Here is a 17,756-nt window from a genome sequence, read left to right on the forward strand (position 1 = left end):
GTTTTTGTTTAATCTGTCTTAGCTATCTCAAAGAAAGCTAATACATTAAGCGATAAAAATCTGTGCCAGAGCGTAGCCTAAACAACATGCGCCCACGACACCGATTAAACCCACCGACATGAATGAGTGGTTGAAGTACCACTTACCAATCTTGGTGGTGCCAGAAACATCGAAGTTTACTGTTGCGATATCTGATGGGTAGTTCGGGATGAAGAAGTAGCCGTAAACCGCTGGCATCAAGCCGATAAGCAGGGCTGGGTCTAGTCCTAATCCAAGCCCAACAGGCAGCATCATACGTGCAGTTGCTGCTTGAGAGTTCACCACAACCGATACGATGAATAGCGCTAGTGCGAACGTCCATGGGTAGTTAGTCACCATTTCCACGATGCCAGACTTGAACTGAGGCATTGCGTATTGGAAGTAGGTATCCGACATCCAAGCGATACCGAAGATCGCAATCGCCGCCACCATTCCCGATTTGAATACCACACCGTTTGGCACATCTCGCGGGTCAGTTTTAGTCGCCAGCAAAATGATACCGCCGAAGCAGAGCATCATCATTTGGATGATCACCGACATCTTGATTGGCTTGTCGCCGTCAACGATGGTTCTGATCTCAGGCACCATCGCCACGATAACAATCACCACAATCGACAATAGGAAAATCAAAACCGCATTACGAGCCGAGGTTGGCAGCACTTCATCCAAAGACGTCGCAGTAGTGCTTTCGATACGCTTTTTCCACTCAGGATCTTTTAGACGAGCTTGGTATTCAGGATCGTCGTTCAGTTCTTTGCCGCGTTTCAGGCTGTACAAAGAAAGCAAAAACGTACCAAACAGCGTTGCAGGCACCGTCACCATCAAAATGGAAAGCAGTGTAATAGAGTGTTGAATATCAGAAAGCTGCGCGAGGTAGTACACCACAGCGGCTGAAATTGGTGATGCCGTAATCGCCAACTGAGATGCCACCGACGCAGCTGCCATTGGACGCTCAGGACGAATACCGTTCTTCAATGCCACATCGCCGATGATTGGCATGATTGAGTAAACCGCGTGGCCAGTACCCAATAAGAAAGTCATCGAGTAAGTCACGAACGGTGCTATCAAGGTGACGCGTTTCGGGTTCTTTCTCAGTACCCTTTCCGCAACTTGCAGCATGTATTTCAAGCCTCCCGCCGCTTCTAAAATCGAAGCACAAGTCACAACAGCGAGGATGATCAACATGACAGTGACAGGTGGAGACGTTGGTGGCATCTTGAAGACAAACACCTCGATAACCAAACCAATACCAGAAACAACACCTAAGCCAATACCACCATACCGAGACCCGATATAAAGTACGACTAATAAAAATAGAAACTCAAAATACAACATAAGCAACCCTGCTAAAAATATGGACTAATGATATTTTGTCTCTAAGCTCAGCCATTTACTTATTGCTTGGTCACACTATCATTAAAGGCTACCGCAAATTGTTTTTTATAAGATTATGGTCACGCTAACAAGCCTGTAAGTTTATGAAATGTAATAGTAAAACAAACACCCGACCTCGATTTGTTATGTATAACAGTCATAATTGTATCTGTTAGATCTCGATGACCTATAAAAGATTAGGCTCATAACTGAACGATATTATTTCAGCTTGAATTAATGAGATTTCAAGTCATTCAGAAGCATATTGCACACCCAATACTTCCGATTCTAACTCAACGCTGACTCGCCTATCCTTAGACACTATGTCAAAATACTCATTCTCACGACGACAATAGATAAAGAACCACGGATATGAATTTTCAAGCTGCTATTTTTGATATGGATGGACTGCTGCTCGACACCGAGCGACTTTGTATGCAGGTATTTGAAGAAGCATGTCACGCGCAAGGTGTTCCGTTTTTGCAGGATGTTTACCTAGGCATCATTGGCTGTAACGCAAAAACCATCGAACAGATTTTTCGAAATGGTTACGGTGAAGGGTTAGATTACCCAGCGCTGAATAATGAATGGCGCACGCGCTACAGTGCAATTGTTAAAAACCAAGCAATCCCAGTAAAAGATGGCGTGATTGAGCTGCTTGAATGGCTAAAATCGAATGACATTCCAATCGCGGTGGCGACCTCCACTCAGCTTGATATCGCAAAGAAGAAGCTTGAGCTGGCTGGCCTAGATTCGTACTTCACCTCATTAAGCACAGGCTGCGAAGTGACTCACGGCAAGCCTCACCCAGAGATCTACTTACTCGCGGCAGAACGCTTAGGTGTTGCACCTGAAACCTGCCTAGCGTTTGAAGACTCAAACAACGGTATTCGTGCATCAATGGCAGCGAACATGATCAGCTTCCAAATTCCAGATTTGGTTGAGCCTTGCGAAGAAGTTAAAGCGCTTGGACACACCATCAGCCCGTCACTGCATCATGTATTGGCGCAGCTGCAACAAGCTGCAGCTTAAGCTCTGACTGCCGTTGATAATGCTTTTATCAACGTAGACAAGCCCCTCTATTAAGCCGACTCATAGAGTCGGTTTTTTTGTTGATATACTTTTTATAAAAGATAAAAACTCGCGCTTGAAACTGTTAAAGTCGATTTGGGATAAATGCTAAGTAATCAGCAAGATTGCTAACGTCTAAATATGGAGACAGAGACGCGTGAAGGAAAAGTTTGAAGACCAACTGCTTGAGTTTGCACAGCAAGAAATGACACAAGATGCAGCACACGACATCAGCCATATTAAGCGTGTCGTCAAAACCGCAAAAGCTTTGTGCGATCAAGAACAAGCTAAGCTTGAAGTCGTGTTACCCGCCGCGTATCTTCATGATTGCTTCACCTTTCCTAAGAACCACCCAGACAGAGCCCAAAGCTCGCAAATGGCAGCAGATAAGGCGATCTCTTTCCTCAAATCTATCGACTACCCCGCGTCCTATCTTGATGAGATCCATCATGCCATTGTCACGCACAGCTACAGTGCCAACATCACACCTGAAACCTTAGAAGCTCAGATAGTCCAAGATGCCGATCGCCTTGATTCGCTCGGAGCAATTGGCATCGCTCGCTGCTTGTATGTGGGTCAGAGCTTTAATGCCGAGCTGTATAACCACGAAGACCCGTTCGCTGAACATCGTGACTTAGATGACAAGCATTACAGCGTCGACCACTTCTACGTGAAGCTGTTTAAGCTAGCAGAAACCATGAATACAGAATCAGCCAAGTTAGAAGCCAACAAGCGCACCGATTACATGCGTGGCTTTCTTGAGCAGTTGGGCACGGAAGTTTAGCGGTTTAGAAAAAGAGACACGCGATAAGGAAGAGACAAGGATATGGAAATAAACCGCTTTAAAGCCTCCGATGCCAATGAGATCGTCACTTGGTTCACATCACTCGAAGACTATGTACTGTGGGGCGGACGAACCTTTGGTTGGCCGTTAGAAGCCGCCTCCATCATCGAACGCTCTCAAGAGCCTCAAGTTGAGCTATATACCTTCTCTGAGTCTAGTGCTCTCTCTGAACTGAATTCGAACGGCAATAACTCAGAACTGATCGGGTTTATGGAGTTTCAACGTATGTCAGACAGTGAACTTCGATTCTGCCGAGTGGCCATTCACCCAAACCAACGAGGCAAAGGGTTTGGGCAATCCATGATAGAAAGTGCATTAGACGCTGCGAAACAAATCCCTGATGTCACCACCATCAGCTTGGCGGTCTTTCAACAGAATATCGGAGCAAAACGTTGCTACGACAAAGCTGGCTTTCAGGTGGTCGACAAAGAACCCAAGTTCAAAGAATTCAATGGCAAAACCTGGCCTCTATATCAAATGGAATTAAAGCTTAGCTAGTTCGTTTTAATTACTAGATTTGACCCCATATCATTAAGCATTGGCTACATACTCAAGATACACAGATGTAATTTGGAACCTTCATGACCCAAGAAAAATTCGATACTATTTACCAACGTGCCGCTCACCGTAAAGGTGGCGCAGCAGAGCTCGAAAAGATTGTTCGTGCGCCTCTTTCACAGACCGAGTTATCACAAATTACCGACGACCGTTGGCTAGCCGCTTTTACCGAGAAGGTATTCCAGTGTGGTATTTCGTGGAATGTGGTGAGAAAGAAATGGCCGCAATTTGAAGAAGTGTTCTTTGAATTCAATATCGAAAAAATGCTGATGCTGCCGAATGAGATGTGGGAACAAAAAGCGCAAGACCCGCGCATTATTCGCCACCTCACTAAGGTGATGACCATCCCTGCCAATGCCACCATGATCCACAATGCTAAGCGTGAAGCGGATTCCTTCTCACAAATGGTTGCCGACTGGCCATCAGAACGAATTACAGAACTTTGGGATTATCTGAAGAAACACGGTAAGCGATTAGGTGGTAACACAGGTGCTTACACCTTGCGCCAAATGGGTAAAGATACCTTCATCTTGTCATCAGATGTTGAAGCACACCTACGCAGCACAGACGTGGTTGATAGCGGTCGTAACACCAAGCGAGCACAACTGGCAGCGGGTAAAGCCTTCAACGAATGGCAGCAACAGTCAGGTCGTAGCCTGAGCGAAATCAGCCAGATCGTGGCGTACAGCTGCGGCGATAATCGCGTCTAGTTTTAGGGCGAATGACTTAAAGCTCAAGATTGCACACAGTTCCCTGCAAACTAAATGTTATAAGTCATTAACAAATAAGCGTACATCGCACTTTCAGCCAGTGGCATTGTATAGATAAGTGTATACAATGTAAGGTAACACTCACGAATCATGCTCAACCCACCCTACTCGACTAAACAAGGGCCCTTATCTCTATGACAGCTCTCAAAAACTCTGTCTCCAAAGGTATAAATACAAAAGTATCAGGCCAGACTCAAGACGATGTTGTTTACTGCCATATCTTCGACGCGATACTAGAACAAAGGCTGCCACCAGCCACCAAATTAAGCGAAGAAGCCCTCGCAGAAATCTTTGGCGTTAGCCGTACTATTATCCGTCGTGCCTTACTACGACTCTCTTTGGAGCAAGTTGTGGTGATCCGCCCTAACCGAGGAGCTGTGATTGCGGCTCCAACAGTAGACGAAGCCAAACAGATATTTAAAGCACGTGAAGTAATGGAAATTGCTATCACCGAGCTAGCCGTTAAAAACGCGACCAAAGCTCAAATCGAAGAGTGCAGAAAATTGGTCGCGAAAGAGAACAGTGCTTTCGACCAAGGTGATTACGGCTCTGGCTTACGTTTGTCTGGAGAGTTCCACATCAAACTGGCTGAAATGGCCGAAAACGCTCCACTGCTGGCTTTCCAACGCAGTTTAGTATCGCAAACCTCACTGCTGATCGCTCAATACGAAACGGGCAACCACTCAAACTGTTCTTTAGACGAACACTCCGGCTTACTGGATGCAATAGAGTCAGGCAACGAACAACAAGCCGTCGAGTTGATGCAAGAACATCTAAGCCATATTCGTTCTAAACTCAACCTAGACAGCAGCACAGCTTCTAGTGATCTACATGTGGTATTCTCCGATCTGCTTAAGAAGAAATCATAGTCCTTTAAACAACAATTTTTATAAATCGACAGAAGTGAACCAATTGTGTTCACTTCTCTTCTTTATACCTGAATCCCTCTTTTTACCTTATAAAATCAACGCAGCTTTGCCCGGAAATTTTGCTCTCTATTACCTCAACACTTGAGAAAAGTTGAATAGTAACGATACTTCACATCACAAAAACTCCTCTTAATTTGTATACATAGTCAAAATTCAACCTTCACCAAAAAACTTCTAAATAACCAGTCAAGTCCATATAAAACAAGTCACTACAATAGAAACTAAATTGTACACAATCCACCAAAGCGCCATATTGTTGCGTTTTTGTAAATAAATAGTTGACCCTTAGGTCAGGATGGATAATTATTGACCTAGAAGTCAAAAAGAATACACATGGAAATATGTCGATTTACAAGGAGGTCTCTTGATTACTTTTTTGCTCAATCAGGAAATAAGACGTGAAGATAATCTGTCGCCAAATATGACAGTGCTCAACTACCTTCGTACCAAAGTTAATAAAACGGGTACAAAAGAAGGTTGTGGGTCGGGTGACTGTGGTGCATGTACGGTAGTTCTGGGTGAAGTGGTTAATGGACAGCTGCAATACCGCTCGGTGAACTCTTGCCTAACTTTCGTTTCAGCGCTGCATGGCAAGCAACTGATCACAGTAGAAGATCTACAAAACCGAGATCGCTCTTTGCACCCAGTACAGAAGGCGGTGGTAGATTTTCACGGTTCACAGTGTGGTTACTGCACACCGGGCTTCATCATGTCGATGTTTGCACTAGGCAAGAACAAACCCGATGCAAGTAAAGAAGACGTCATGGAATCACTGGCGGGTAACTTATGTCGCTGTACTGGCTACCGACCAATTGTTGATGCTGCGATGTCACTTTCAACAGACCAGCCTTTGATCGACCAATTTGCTGAGCTTGAACGCAACACCATCAAGAAGCTAGAAAGTATTCAAGACACCGAAGCCAACTTACGCCTTGGTCACCTCACCGCTTTTTCCCCGAAAAGCACCGATGAACTGGCCAAGCTTTTTCAAGCGCATCCGAACGCTAAGCTGGTTGCTGGCGGTACGGATTTAGCACTGGAAGTGACGCAATTCCATCGCGAGATTGAAACACTGATCAGCGTGAACCTTGTTGAAGACATGAAGGTATGTGAAGAGACCGACACCGATTTAATCATTGGTGCCAACCTGCCTATCAGTGATTCTTACTCACTACTGAAAAAGCACTACCCAGATTTTGGTGAACTGTTGCATCGCTTTGCTTCACTGCAAGTACGCAACCAAGGCACCATCGGCGGCAATGTAGCCAATGCTTCACCTATCGGTGACACCCCTCCTCTGCTGATTGCCCTGAACGCGAAGATCAAACTTCGTTGCGGTGACGAGTCTCGCACAATGCCGATTGAAGATTACTTCATCAGCTACAAAGTGACAGCGCAGAAAGAGAGTGAGTTCATTGAACAGATCATCATTCCTAAAACAAGCAACGACAGCTTTCGAGCTTACAAACTGTCTAAACGTTTAGACGATGACATCTCTGCGGTGTGTGGTGCGTTTGATATTCAAATCGAAGATGGCAAGGTTTCTTACGCTCGTATCGCCTTCGGTGGTATGGCTGCAACACCTAAGCGCGCGGCGCGTTGTGAAAATACGTTATTAGGTAAACCGTGGACAGACGCTAATATTAAGTTAGCGATGCAGGAACTGTATAACGACTTTGAGCCGCTATCTGATTTCCGTGCCAGCCAAGAATACCGTTCATTGTCGGCGGCCAATATGTTGCGCCGTTACTTCATTGAACGACAGAACAAAAACAACCAAATCGAAACAAGGGTAACGTCTTATGTCTAAATCAAATTCCTCTGGTCACAAGAGCAATGCGATGACCCACGAAGAGATGGTTACCATTGCAAAACAAGACCTAAAAACTGGCGTAGGTAAAAGCGTTAAACACGACAGTGCAGCCAAGCAAGTCACAGGCGAAGCGGTGTACATTGATGATCGCCTAGAGTTCCCGAATCAGCTGCACGTATACGCACGCCTAAGCACGCAAGCGCACGCCAACATCACCAAAATAGACCTATCTCCGTGTTACGAATTCGAAGGCGTGGCGATTGCCATTCAAGCCAAGGACGTACCGGGTGAACTGGATATCGGTGCCATCCTACCGGGTGACCCACTGCTCGCTGATGGCAAAGTAGAATACTACGGCCAACCTGTGATTGCCGTGGCAGCCAACGATTTAGAGACGGCACGCAAAGCCGCACATGCAGCCATTATTGAATACGAAGAGCTACCCGCCATTCTTGATGTAAAAGAAGCGCTAGAGAAAGAGCACTTCGTAACAGAAAGCCACACTCAACAACGTGGTGACTCGAAAGCCGCGCTGGCAAAAGCGAAACATGTGATCTCAGGTGATCTAGAGATCGGCGGCCAAGAGCACTTCTACCTAGAAACTCAAATCAGTAGCGTGATGCCAACCGAAGATGGCGGCATGATCGTCTACACCTCGACCCAAAACCCGACAGAAGTTCAAAAACTGGTTGCGGAAGTGATTGGTGTACCAATGCACAAAGTCGTGATTGATATGCGTCGTATGGGTGGTGGTTTCGGTGGTAAAGAGACTCAAGCAGCCTCTCCAGCGTGTATGGCTGCGGTTATTGCTCACCTTACAGGCCGACCTACAAAAATGCGTTTGCTGCGCAGTGAAGACATGCAGCAAACCGGTAAACGCCACCCGTTCTACAATCAATATACGGTCGGTTTTGACGACAACGGTGTGATTCAAGGTGCCGACATTACCGTTGCAGGTAACTGTGGTTACTCACCAGACTTATCAAGTTCTATTGTCGACCGCGCGATGTTCCACTCAGACAACGCTTATTATCTAGGCGATGCAACTGTGGTCGGTCATCGATGCAAAACCAATACCGCATCGAACACCGCTTACCGTGGCTTTGGTGGCCCGCAAGGCATGATGACGATTGAACACATCATGGACGAGATTGCGCGTTACCTGAAAAAAGATCCTTTGGAAGTACGTAAAGCGAACTACTACGGCGAAGAAGGCCGTAATGTGACCCATTACTACCAAACCGTTGAAGACAACTTTTTACCTGAGATAACCGAACAGCTTGAACGCAGCAGTGACTATCACGCACGTCGTAAAGAAATCGCTGAGTTCAACAGGCAAAGCCCTATCTTGAAGAAAGGCCTTGCTATCACACCAGTGAAATTCGGCATCTCGTTTACTGCGACTTTCTTGAACCAAGCAGGTGCGCTCATCCATATCTACACCGATGGCAGTATTCATTTGAATCACGGTGGTACGGAAATGGGGCAAGGCTTGAACATCAAAGTGGCGCAAATCGTTGCACAGGAGTTCCAAGTCGATGTCGAACGTATCCAGATCACCGCTACAAACACAGACAAAGTTCCGAACACATCACCAACCGCAGCCTCATCGGGCGCCGACCTCAACGGTAAGGCCGCGCAAAACGCCGCAATAACCATTAAGCAGCGCCTGATCGACTTCGCTTCTTCGCACTTCAAAGTGTGGCCTGAAGAAGTGGTGTTTAAAAACGGCATGGTGCAGATCCGCGATGAGATCATCACCTTCAACTCATTTGTTGAACTGGCTTGGTTCAACCAAATCTCGCTATCAAGCACTGGCTTCTATCGCACTCCGAAGATCTATTACGATCACGAGAAGGCGCGTGGTCGTCCGTTCTACTACTACGCCTATGGTGCTTCTTGTTCAGAAGTCATCATCGATACCCTGACTGGCGAGAACAAGATTCTGCGTGTCGATATTCTGCATGACGTAGGCGCTTCATTGAACCCGGCGATTGATATCGGCCAAGTCGAAGGTGGCTTTGTACAAGGTGTCGGTTGGTTAACAACGGAAGAGTTGGTGTGGAACCAGCAAGGCCGCTTGATGACCAACGGCCCTGCAAGTTACAAGATCCCTGCGATTGCTGATATGCCAATTGATTTCAGAACGCACCTTTTAGAAAACCGTAACAACCCAGAAGACACCGTCTTCAACTCGAAAGCCGTGGGTGAACCGCCTTTCATGTTGGGTATGTCGGTATGGAGCGCACTGAAAGACGCCATCAGCTATGTCGCCGTCGATGGCGCGATTCCTAAGCTCAACACACCTGCAACGCCAGAACGTATTCTGATGGCGATTCAGGAAGTCACTGAAACGGCTCCGACTTCGGTCGATGCTCAATCAGAAACGGCTTAGGGCTCATATCGATCGTTTAGCTTAAGAAGCATAAAAAGGGATTTAGGAGGACATATGTTTAAGGATAGTTGGATTCACGAACTGGCAAAACTGGAAGAGAACTACGAACCGTGTGTGATGGTGACGGTTCTTGAAGACAGAGGCTCCGTTCCACGCGATGCGGGCACAAAAATGCTTGTCACTCGTGACCGAATCATCGCTACGATTGGTGGTGGTCACCTTGAACATGTGGCCACTAAAATGGCTCGAGAGATGCTGATTGCCAGTGAAAAGTCGCTCAAAGTGGAACGTTTTAACCTAGGCGCTCGTTTGGGCCAGTGTTGTGGCGGAATGGCAACATTAAGCTTTGAACCGATTGGCACTCAGCAGAATCACCTTGTGCTGTTTGGCGCTGGGCACGTTGCCAAAGCGCTGCTGCACATTGTCGCGACTCTGCCCTTCCGTGTGACCTGGATTGATGAACGTGAAGAAGTGTTCCCTGAAACGCTGCCACACGGTGTTAAAAAGCTTGTCTCAGACGATCCGGTTGGCGAAGTGAAACACATGCCACCGAACAGCTACTACCTAGTGATGACGCACAACCACCAGCTCGATTTCGATTTAACCAAAGCGATTATCGACCGTGAAGACAGCCGTTACTTCGGCATGATTGGCTCGCTTACTAAGCGCAAGAAGTTCGACTTCCGCTTAGAGCAACGCGGCTATAGCCAAGAACAAATTGAAACCATGCTTTGCCCGATTGGTATAAGTGCGGTGAATGGCAAACACCCTGCCGAAATTGCGGTGTCGGTTGCTGGTGAACTGATCGCACACTATCAAGGCCAAGCACTTGAACAAAAGCGCCCAACCAAACAATATCGAAATCAGGATTTGACCGATCAACACAGTCAACCAAGCGACGTAGGCGAACCACCATTGGAAGAGAAGATCGCCTAACACAAGTCGCAAAGCTTCAGTGGCCATAACGTCGCTGAAGTCATTAAAAGGAAGTAAACATGACAACGCAACGCAAAGCTTATCGCGCCAGCATTTTACACAGCGTCGCCGACCCAAAAGATGTCGGTATCGATGAGTCTTACGACTATTTTGAAGACGGTGTTTTAGTGGTTGAGAACGGCCATGTCGTCGACTTAGGCCATGCCGATGAGGTATTGGCTCGCCAACCAAAAACACTCGAAGTAAAAGAATACAAAGATAAGCTGATTACCTCTGGCTTTATTGATACGCACATCCACTACCCTCAAACAGGGATGATCGCGTCTTACGGTGAGCAGCTACTTGATTGGTTAGAGAACTACACCTTCCCAGAAGAAAAACGCTTCAAAAACCCAGTTTATGCACACAAAGTCGCGAAGCTATTCCTAGATGAATTAGCAAGCAACGGCACCACTACGGCACTGGTATTTGGCACAGTACACAAAGAGTCCGTCAACGTATTCTTTGAAGAAGCTGAGAAGCGTAATCTACGCATGATCGCCGGTAAGGTCTTGATGGATCGCAACGCGCCTGATTACCTCACAGACACACCGGAATCTGGCTATGCAGACTCCAAGGAACTGATTGAAAAATGGCATAACCGTAGCCGTTTGCTTTACGCCGTGACACCTCGTTTTGCGCCAACCAGCACACCAGAGCAACTTGCTACTGTAGGTAAACTGCTAGAAGAATATCCAGACGTGTACATGCACACGCACCTTTCTGAAAACGAGAAAGAGATCGAGTGGGTGAAATCGCTGTTCCCAGAGCGTGACAGTTACCTAGATGTCTATGACCATTACGGACTCCTTCACAAGCGTTCGGTATTCGCCCATGGTATTCACTTGTCTGACTGCGAATGTAAGCGCCTTGCCGATACTGAATCTGCCATCGCCTTTTGCCCTACTTCGAACTTGTTCTTAGGCTCCGGTTTGTTCCGATTACCAGAGATGGAAGATCACGGTATTCGTGTCGGCGTGGGTACTGATGTAGGCGCAGGCACCAGTTTCTCAATCCTGCAAACAATGAGTGAAGCGTACAAGATCATGCAGTTACAGCATAAGAAGCTGCACCCAGCTAAGTCGCTGTTCTTGGCAACACTAGGCGGCGCACGTTCGCTGCATTTAGAAGACAAGATTGGTAACTTGGAAGTCGGCAAAGAAGCGGATTTCGTGGTGTTGGACTTACACGCAACTCAGCTGATGCGCTTTAGAATGGAACAAACCACCAAGCTTGAAGAGAAGTTGTTTGTGCTAATGAGTTTGGGTGACGACAGAACCGTTAGCGAGACTTACATCTACGGCGAAAAGGCCTACGATGTGAACTTCAAAGATTACAAGAAGCTCGTTAGTTAGGCTTAAAACCGAGTAACAATCGCTAGACAGCGGCAGCCGTCGTTAATTAAAAATCCGTCCAGATTTATCTAGCCTTTAAAGACCAGTAGCTGATGCCACTGGTCTTTTTTGTGCTTCATTCAAAGAAATATAAATTAACCGCTTTCAGACGACGATCTTCGGTGACGCCAAGTCATTATATTGATAGGTTAATGTTTATACATCTCGACTTCATACTTCACTTTAGCGTCTCTCTCGAACATTCGTTTCTCAGCTAAATGGAAGCACTCAATCTAGAAAGGAATTCTATGTTCGAACAGGTCGTCAGCATTCTGTTTCCCGTTTTTGCTTTAGCCAGTGCTGGCTTTGCGGTAGGTCGTTGGCTCAAGCCCGATTTCAAACCGATCAATCGCATCAACATGGATGTGTGCATTCCTGCGCTAGTGTTTGCATCGCTGACCACCATGCCTCTCGACACCGAACAACTGCCACTCATCACCGCTTCTTTGGTCGCGGTGTTGGTGCCCGCTTTATTGATGATACCAATCTGTAAGATCTTTAAGCTCAACTTCAAAGCTTGGGCTCCGCCACACATGTTCCGCAACAGTGGCAACCTCGCGATTCCTCTGTTCACGTATACCTTTGGTGAGAGCGCATTAGCCCCTGCAGTACTGCTGTTTGTGGTGTCGGCTTGCGTGCACATTAGTGTTGGCTTGGCGCTGTTGAGTGAAGGTAATCCGATCAAACAGATCCTCAAGATGCCGATATTCTTAGCCGCAGCATTAGCGATGACGCTCAACCTGTCTGGAATTGCAGTATGGAATCCAATCTACGAAGCCACCTCACTACTCGGCCAAGCAGCCGTGCCTATCATGCTGTTGTCGTTGGGTTCGCAAATGGTGAACTTGAAGCTAAGTGGATTAAAAGTTGGCTTGCTGTGTACGGCTCAATCGCTGTTTACTGGTGCCATCGCCTTTGCCATCATCTACTTCTTTATTCCGCTGCCTACGTTGCACCTACAGATGATGGTGCTGTTCACCATGCTGCCACCCGCCGTGATGAACTACCTGTTCGCAGAAAGGTTCAATGTCGAGCCTCCCAAGGTCGCGTCTATGGTGTTGTTCGGTAACTTCCTGAGTGTGGTGACTTTACCTATCTTGCTGTCATTCGCGCTGTCTATGTCGAGTTAATTGTTTACGCACTTATCCAGTTTAAGCTCTGCCGTCACTTTAGTAAGGCGCAGAGCAATAGCGAAACAGACTAAGTAAGGACTCACATACCAGAAGAGGCTTTCTAATGGCTGCTTCACCTGCGCTTCTCTGGTTTTAATGTATTGGTTTTTCTGCTTCTCATACTGGCTCAACATACCATCCACCCACACGGCATCGCTTTCAACCAGCGACACGCTCGGCGCAGGAACCGTAAAATCCGATGCGTTGGGTAACAAGGTGAAATCGACATCTTTGAACGTGATTGCCGTATTCAAATACCACAAACACGCTTCGTGGTGCTGAGCGTGACTATCTAAAGATGGCTGACCGGTGCAGGTATCACTTCGCAGCTTATCCAAAGAAAACTGCTGAACCGACTCTAAAATCGCCACCGCTCTGGTTTGTTCTGTTTCAACCCAATCACCCGCTACTTTCGCACGAATCTCAGACACTGCGCCCAGCATCCCGATACCCGCCAAGAACGGCCATAAATAATCCATAAGCTTCCATTTGCGTCGGCTCAAGTTGAACCCACACCAAATCGGAAGATGAAAAAGGAGCGTTAGCCCAAGCGATAGCAAAACGAAATTCAAAGAGCTAGAGAGCATGAGTTCGCTATCAAAGAAGTTCTTCATAATGAGAGACTTGCCTGTATAACAAAGAGAAATTTGATACTAGGTTCGATATTTGAAAAGAGTGTAAGGGGAAAGTAAAAACAGCACAAAAAGTAGTGTAATAAACAATAGAGCGATATTCCTCCCTATATATCTCAGATCAAACCATAAACCAAACACAATAAAACCGGAAGACTCATTAACCCAGCAAATATCAGATCACAAAACAATCAATCAAATCAAATATTTAACTAAATTCTTGACTAAAAATAAGATAGATGTAGAGTGCGCGAATAACAACTAAATGCATAAGGAAGCATAATTATGAATGACGCAATTCAACAAGCTCGCATACAAAACAAAATGAAAAACCCTATGATAGCGCTACTGTTAGGTTTTGTAATACCAGGAGGCGCTCAGATGTATGCAGGGAGCGTCATGTGGGGAGTTGTTAACTTAATTCTCATCGTAGTTTGCGCGATCACCGTTATTGCTTCTCCAGTATCATTTATTTTATGGATAGTTTCGCTTTTCCTAGGTTACAAGGGCACCAAAGCTTATAACGATTCAGTTCTTGATAAAGCAGAATCTGCAGAATCATAATCAATAAATGTTGATAGTCTAACTTCACTAGGCTATCAACATTTAAGTTCCACTCATAGTCAATAACACTGACCACTTGCAAGGCCACATCATCAGCAGATGTGGATTACAACATACCAAGTTCAATACCTACGAAAATATCTAGATCGCCCTTAGACACGGCAAAAGGAATAGAAGATGCGCCTACGTGCTCAACTCTCGCGTTAGGGATTAGCTTTTTGATGTCACGTTCGTATCGGATAAACAGCTCGTTGCAAGCCGCTTGGTATTGTTCCGCGGGGTAAAATTTCATATATCCTCACTCCGAATCACAAACTATTGAACACACCAATTGCTAACAGAAGCAACACGATGCTAATAGCTCCGATATAAGAGATTCTGGTTCGCTCTTTTTCAGTTGGAATCAATGGGGGGAAGCGCCCTAGTGTGAATGCTTTACAGACTATCCAGCCAGCTCCGTAACCAATGAACTCAATCAAGATCGACTGAAACAGATACCTAAAGAATGAGCTCAATGCCCTAAAATACGCGACTATCAAGTCTTCCATTTTTTGTCCTAACTAAAGTCAATTTGGACTAAAAATGCCATGTGTAGAGATTCATATCAAGAACCTTATACAGGACTGCGCACGCAATGAATCAGTTTAAACGTAAGTACTTACTATCGACATGCAATGATTCACAGAGTCTTCTTTCTCACCAACAGGCGCAACATAGTGAATTGCAGCTTCGGCATGTTCTTGGTCTGCGAGTTTACTGATAACCCATGCAGCTAAGTATTTAGACGACAAACAGCCACCCGCTGTAGCAATGTTACCTTCCGCATAAAACGGCTGGTCCAACACGTTCACACCGGATTCAATTACCCATGGCTTCGTTGTTAAATCAGTACAGGCTGGGACTTGATTCAGTAGCCCCAATACCGACATTAACAAAGTCCCAGAGCATTGACCGCCAATTAATTGTACTTGTGGGTTAAGGCTTAACCTTGAAAGTAATTTAGCGTCTTGGGCGATATCGCGGGTCAACATGCCACTACCAAACAACACCGCATCAGCAGTATTCGCGAACTCTAAAGGCTGTTGAGATTTAATTGTGACTCCATTCATTGAAGTCACAAATTCTGTAGGGCTAGTAATTTGCACATTCCAGCCAAACTCTTTCATTCGGTTCAAAATACCCGATGCGATGAAAGAGTCCAGCTCGTTAAATCCATCAAATGTTAGTACAGCAATATCCATATTTATCCTTTCCTAAATCACTACACTTACGACTATTTTTCAAATAGTTAGTCGCAACGCCCTTTGATATTACCAACAAACATGTTTGCGCCGTTAAAGCCACCAAAACCATTTATCGATTTAGTGTAAACCACTTTTTCTTTCTCAGGGTAAACAGCCCAAGTCTCAACAGTTGATTTGCCGTCAGTACCAACATCTGCGCAAATTAGAGTGGATGAACCAACCTGAAAGCAATTCATATTATTTGGAGATACGCTACTTTCCTCACCTTTAAACTCAACGATGAACTTTTGAGATGAAATACCATCTTTATCAATTTCAAAGCTTTCAAATTGACGAGTAGAAAAACCTTTGAGATCACCTACAACAAAGCAACTAGCTTGTACTGTAAATGACAATAGGGCCCAAACAACAACGATATATTTCATCTCTTCTCCAGAGCGCTAACAGAAGTTAATTCGGCTCACTTTAATCCACATATGCACCTAGAGTCACCAACTGAATGATAAATCTGCATTCCCTTTGTCCAAAAAAAAAAAGCCCCGGTTATAGGAACCGGGGAAACAGGGTGGGATGAGTTTGGCGCGTGCCCGTAAACCAAACTCTCCCCAAGCCTCACCTAAGACTCATGCTCTTAGGTAAAGGATTTACATCATTATTGAAGCGTAGCGCCTTGCTCTACCCAAGTACCGATGAGTGCGCGCTCTGCGTCGGTCATTTGAGTCATGTTACCAAGCGGCATCACCTTGGTTGTTACCGTTTGAGCAACAATCCTTGGGACGTTGGCTTTAATCTCTTCTGGGGTATCAAACATCACGCCGGCTGGCGCAGCAGCAAAAGCGGCGTGGCTCGGGGTTGATGAGTGACACACAGAACAGCGCTCTTGAATGACTTTGTTGATGGTTTCAAAGCTTACACCTGCGCTAGCAGGTTGCGTTGCATGCGCTGGAGTCTCTTGAGCGTCAAGCACTGCCGAAGCCGTGCTGTTCGCAGCAAGATCTTCTGGAGTCGATTCTGTCGCACTAACTTGCACTTCTTGAACCACTGGCACTTGCACAACCGGAGTCATCTGCTTTTTCGCGTAAGGTGAGGTAACAAACGCAAGCGTGATCATACCCAATGCTGCTACTGGTATTGTCCATGCAAACTTCTGGCTACCATGACGGGTGTTGAAGTAGTGACGCACCAAGATACTGAAGATCGCTAAACCAGCAAGGATCAACCAGTTGTATTCCGAGCCGTAAGTGCTTGGGAAGTGGTTACTGATCATGATGAACAGCACTGGCAGTGTCATGTAGTTGTTGTGACGAGAACGCAGTAAACCCTTTGCTGGCAATGCCGGATCCGGTTCGCGTTTCTCTTCAATCGCTTTCACCAAATTGCGCTGCGCAGGCATGATGACGCGGAATACGTTACCCACCATGATGGTACCGATAATGGCACCCACGTGGATGTAAGCACCACGACCACTGAACACTTGGGTTAGACCATAGGTCGCAGCGACGAGCAGCACGAACAGCACAACGCCAAGCAACACGGGTGTTTTGCCTAATGGTGAGTCACACAATAAGTCGTAGATAAACCAACCTGCAACGAACGAACCAATACCAATCGCGATTGCGGTTGTTGAATCAAGGCCAGAGCCCGGTGCAATCAGGTAGATTTCAGCGTTGAGGTAGTAGACCACACCCAGTAGACACACACCTGTGATCCACGTGAAGTAAGCTTCCCATTTAAACCAGTGCAGGTGCTCTGGCATCTCTGGTGGCGCAAGTTTGTACTTTTCTAGGTGATAAATACCACCGCCGTGAATTGCCCATAAGTCGCCTGAAAGGCCCGTTTTTGGGTTTACTCGGTTAAGGTTGTTCTCTAACCAAACAAAGTAAAATGATGCGCCTATCCACGCAACACCAACAATCATGTGAGCCCAGCGTATTGCTAGATTCAACCATTCTGTAATATGCGGATCCATAATAAACTCCTGT

17 protein-coding genes and 1 pseudogene are annotated in these 17,756 nt (G+C 46.1%); 11 read left to right on the forward strand and 7 right to left on the reverse strand.

Annotated elements, in window-relative coordinates; all coding sequences use genetic code 11:
* Positions 1 to 45: 45 nt before the first annotated feature.
* Positions 46 to 1,374, reverse strand: coding sequence for an anaerobic C4-dicarboxylate transporter (locus tag AB4249_RS00490; protein ID WP_010432780.1), 1,329 nt, complete (start codon positions 1,372 to 1,374; stop codon positions 46 to 48).
* 411 nt (positions 1,375 to 1,785) lie between these two features.
* Between AB4249_RS00490 and AB4249_RS00495 the strand changes: the two genes are divergently transcribed.
* The 10 genes from AB4249_RS00495 (at position 1,786) to AB4249_RS00540 (ending at position 13,292) form a co-directional block, all read left to right on the forward strand.
* On the forward strand, positions 1,786 to 2,445 hold the full coding sequence (locus AB4249_RS00495) for an HAD family phosphatase (RefSeq protein WP_010432777.1): 660 nt from the start codon (positions 1,786 to 1,788) through the stop codon (positions 2,443 to 2,445).
* Between the two features lie 196 nt (positions 2,446 to 2,641).
* Complete coding sequence (locus AB4249_RS00500; RefSeq protein WP_372102140.1) at positions 2,642 to 3,268, forward strand: HD domain-containing protein; 627 nt, start codon at positions 2,642 to 2,644, stop codon at positions 3,266 to 3,268.
* A 42-nt stretch (positions 3,269 to 3,310) separates the two neighbouring features.
* Positions 3,311 to 3,826: an N-acetyltransferase gene (locus AB4249_RS00505; RefSeq protein ID WP_102320853.1), complete on the forward strand. Its 516-nt coding sequence runs from the start codon at positions 3,311 to 3,313 to the stop codon at positions 3,824 to 3,826.
* An 83-nt stretch (positions 3,827 to 3,909) separates the two neighbouring features.
* A complete protein-coding gene (locus AB4249_RS00510) occupies positions 3,910 to 4,596 on the forward strand; it encodes a DNA-3-methyladenine glycosylase I (RefSeq protein ID WP_102464223.1) in 687 nt (228 codons plus the stop codon).
* Between the two features lie 194 nt (positions 4,597 to 4,790).
* On the forward strand, positions 4,791 to 5,525 hold the full coding sequence (locus AB4249_RS00515; RefSeq protein ID WP_065106896.1) for a GntR family transcriptional regulator: 735 nt from the start codon (positions 4,791 to 4,793) through the stop codon (positions 5,523 to 5,525).
* 424 nt (positions 5,526 to 5,949) lie between these two features.
* The gene (gene xdhA / locus AB4249_RS00520; protein WP_032544988.1) at positions 5,950 to 7,395 is read left to right on the forward strand and encodes a xanthine dehydrogenase small subunit; all 1,446 of its coding nucleotides are present in this window, start codon (positions 5,950 to 5,952) and stop codon (positions 7,393 to 7,395) included.
* Complete coding sequence (gene xdhB / locus AB4249_RS00525; protein WP_372102141.1) at positions 7,388 to 9,793, forward strand: xanthine dehydrogenase molybdopterin binding subunit; 2,406 nt, start codon at positions 7,388 to 7,390, stop codon at positions 9,791 to 9,793. Before xdhA ends, xdhB begins: the two co-directional genes overlap by 8 nt.
* A gap of 54 nt (positions 9,794 to 9,847) precedes the next feature.
* Positions 9,848 to 10,729 carry a xanthine dehydrogenase accessory protein XdhC gene (gene xdhC, locus AB4249_RS00530; RefSeq protein WP_372102142.1) on the forward strand — a complete coding sequence of 294 codons (882 nt, stop codon included), beginning with the start codon at positions 9,848 to 9,850 and terminating at the stop codon, positions 10,727 to 10,729.
* A 59-nt stretch (positions 10,730 to 10,788) separates the two neighbouring features.
* The gene (gene guaD / locus AB4249_RS00535) at positions 10,789 to 12,123 is read left to right on the forward strand and encodes a guanine deaminase (protein WP_004732870.1); all 1,335 of its coding nucleotides are present in this window, start codon (positions 10,789 to 10,791) and stop codon (positions 12,121 to 12,123) included.
* A gap of 287 nt (positions 12,124 to 12,410) precedes the next feature.
* Positions 12,411 to 13,292: an AEC family transporter gene (locus tag AB4249_RS00540; protein WP_004732869.1), complete on the forward strand. Its 882-nt coding sequence runs from the start codon at positions 12,411 to 12,413 to the stop codon at positions 13,290 to 13,292.
* Here the strand turns inward: AB4249_RS00540 and AB4249_RS00545 are convergent.
* A complete protein-coding gene (locus tag AB4249_RS00545) occupies positions 13,289 to 13,813 on the reverse strand; it encodes a hypothetical protein (protein ID WP_017069072.1) in 525 nt (174 codons plus the stop codon). The two genes, AB4249_RS00540 and AB4249_RS00545, sit on opposite strands and share 4 nt — an antisense overlap.
* A 438-nt stretch (positions 13,814 to 14,251) precedes the next feature.
* Here AB4249_RS00545 and AB4249_RS00550 point away from each other — a divergent pair, with 438 nt between their 5' ends.
* Positions 14,252 to 14,530, forward strand: coding sequence for a hypothetical protein (locus AB4249_RS00550; RefSeq protein ID WP_102351827.1), 279 nt, complete (start codon positions 14,252 to 14,254; stop codon positions 14,528 to 14,530).
* A gap of 109 nt (positions 14,531 to 14,639) precedes the next feature.
* Here the strand turns inward: AB4249_RS00550 and AB4249_RS00555 are convergent.
* The 5 genes and pseudogenes from AB4249_RS00555 to AB4249_RS00575 form a co-directional block, all read right to left on the reverse strand.
* Positions 14,640 to 14,822 (reverse strand): annotated as a pseudogene (locus AB4249_RS00555) (GrpB family protein); the annotation flags it as partial.
* A gap of 16 nt (positions 14,823 to 14,838) precedes the next feature.
* The gene (locus tag AB4249_RS00560) at positions 14,839 to 15,078 is read right to left on the reverse strand and encodes a hypothetical protein (protein ID WP_372052116.1); all 240 of its coding nucleotides are present in this window, start codon (positions 15,076 to 15,078) and stop codon (positions 14,839 to 14,841) included.
* A gap of 96 nt (positions 15,079 to 15,174) precedes the next feature.
* Complete coding sequence (locus AB4249_RS00565; RefSeq protein ID WP_372102143.1) at positions 15,175 to 15,771, reverse strand: DJ-1/PfpI family protein; 597 nt, start codon at positions 15,769 to 15,771, stop codon at positions 15,175 to 15,177.
* Positions 15,772 to 15,818: 47 nt separating this feature from the next.
* Positions 15,819 to 16,199: a hypothetical protein gene (locus AB4249_RS00570; protein WP_102431652.1), complete on the reverse strand. Its 381-nt coding sequence runs from the start codon at positions 16,197 to 16,199 to the stop codon at positions 15,819 to 15,821.
* Between the two features lie 227 nt (positions 16,200 to 16,426).
* Positions 16,427 to 17,743 carry a urate hydroxylase PuuD gene (locus AB4249_RS00575; protein ID WP_372102144.1) on the reverse strand — a complete coding sequence of 439 codons (1,317 nt, stop codon included), beginning with the start codon at positions 17,741 to 17,743 and terminating at the stop codon, positions 16,427 to 16,429.
* Positions 17,744 to 17,756 lie beyond the last annotated feature (13 nt).

Source organism: Vibrio sp. 10N.261.55.F4 (genome assembly GCF_041470465.1).
Taxonomy (GTDB): Bacteria; Pseudomonadota; Gammaproteobacteria; order Enterobacterales; family Vibrionaceae; genus Vibrio; species Vibrio crassostreae_C.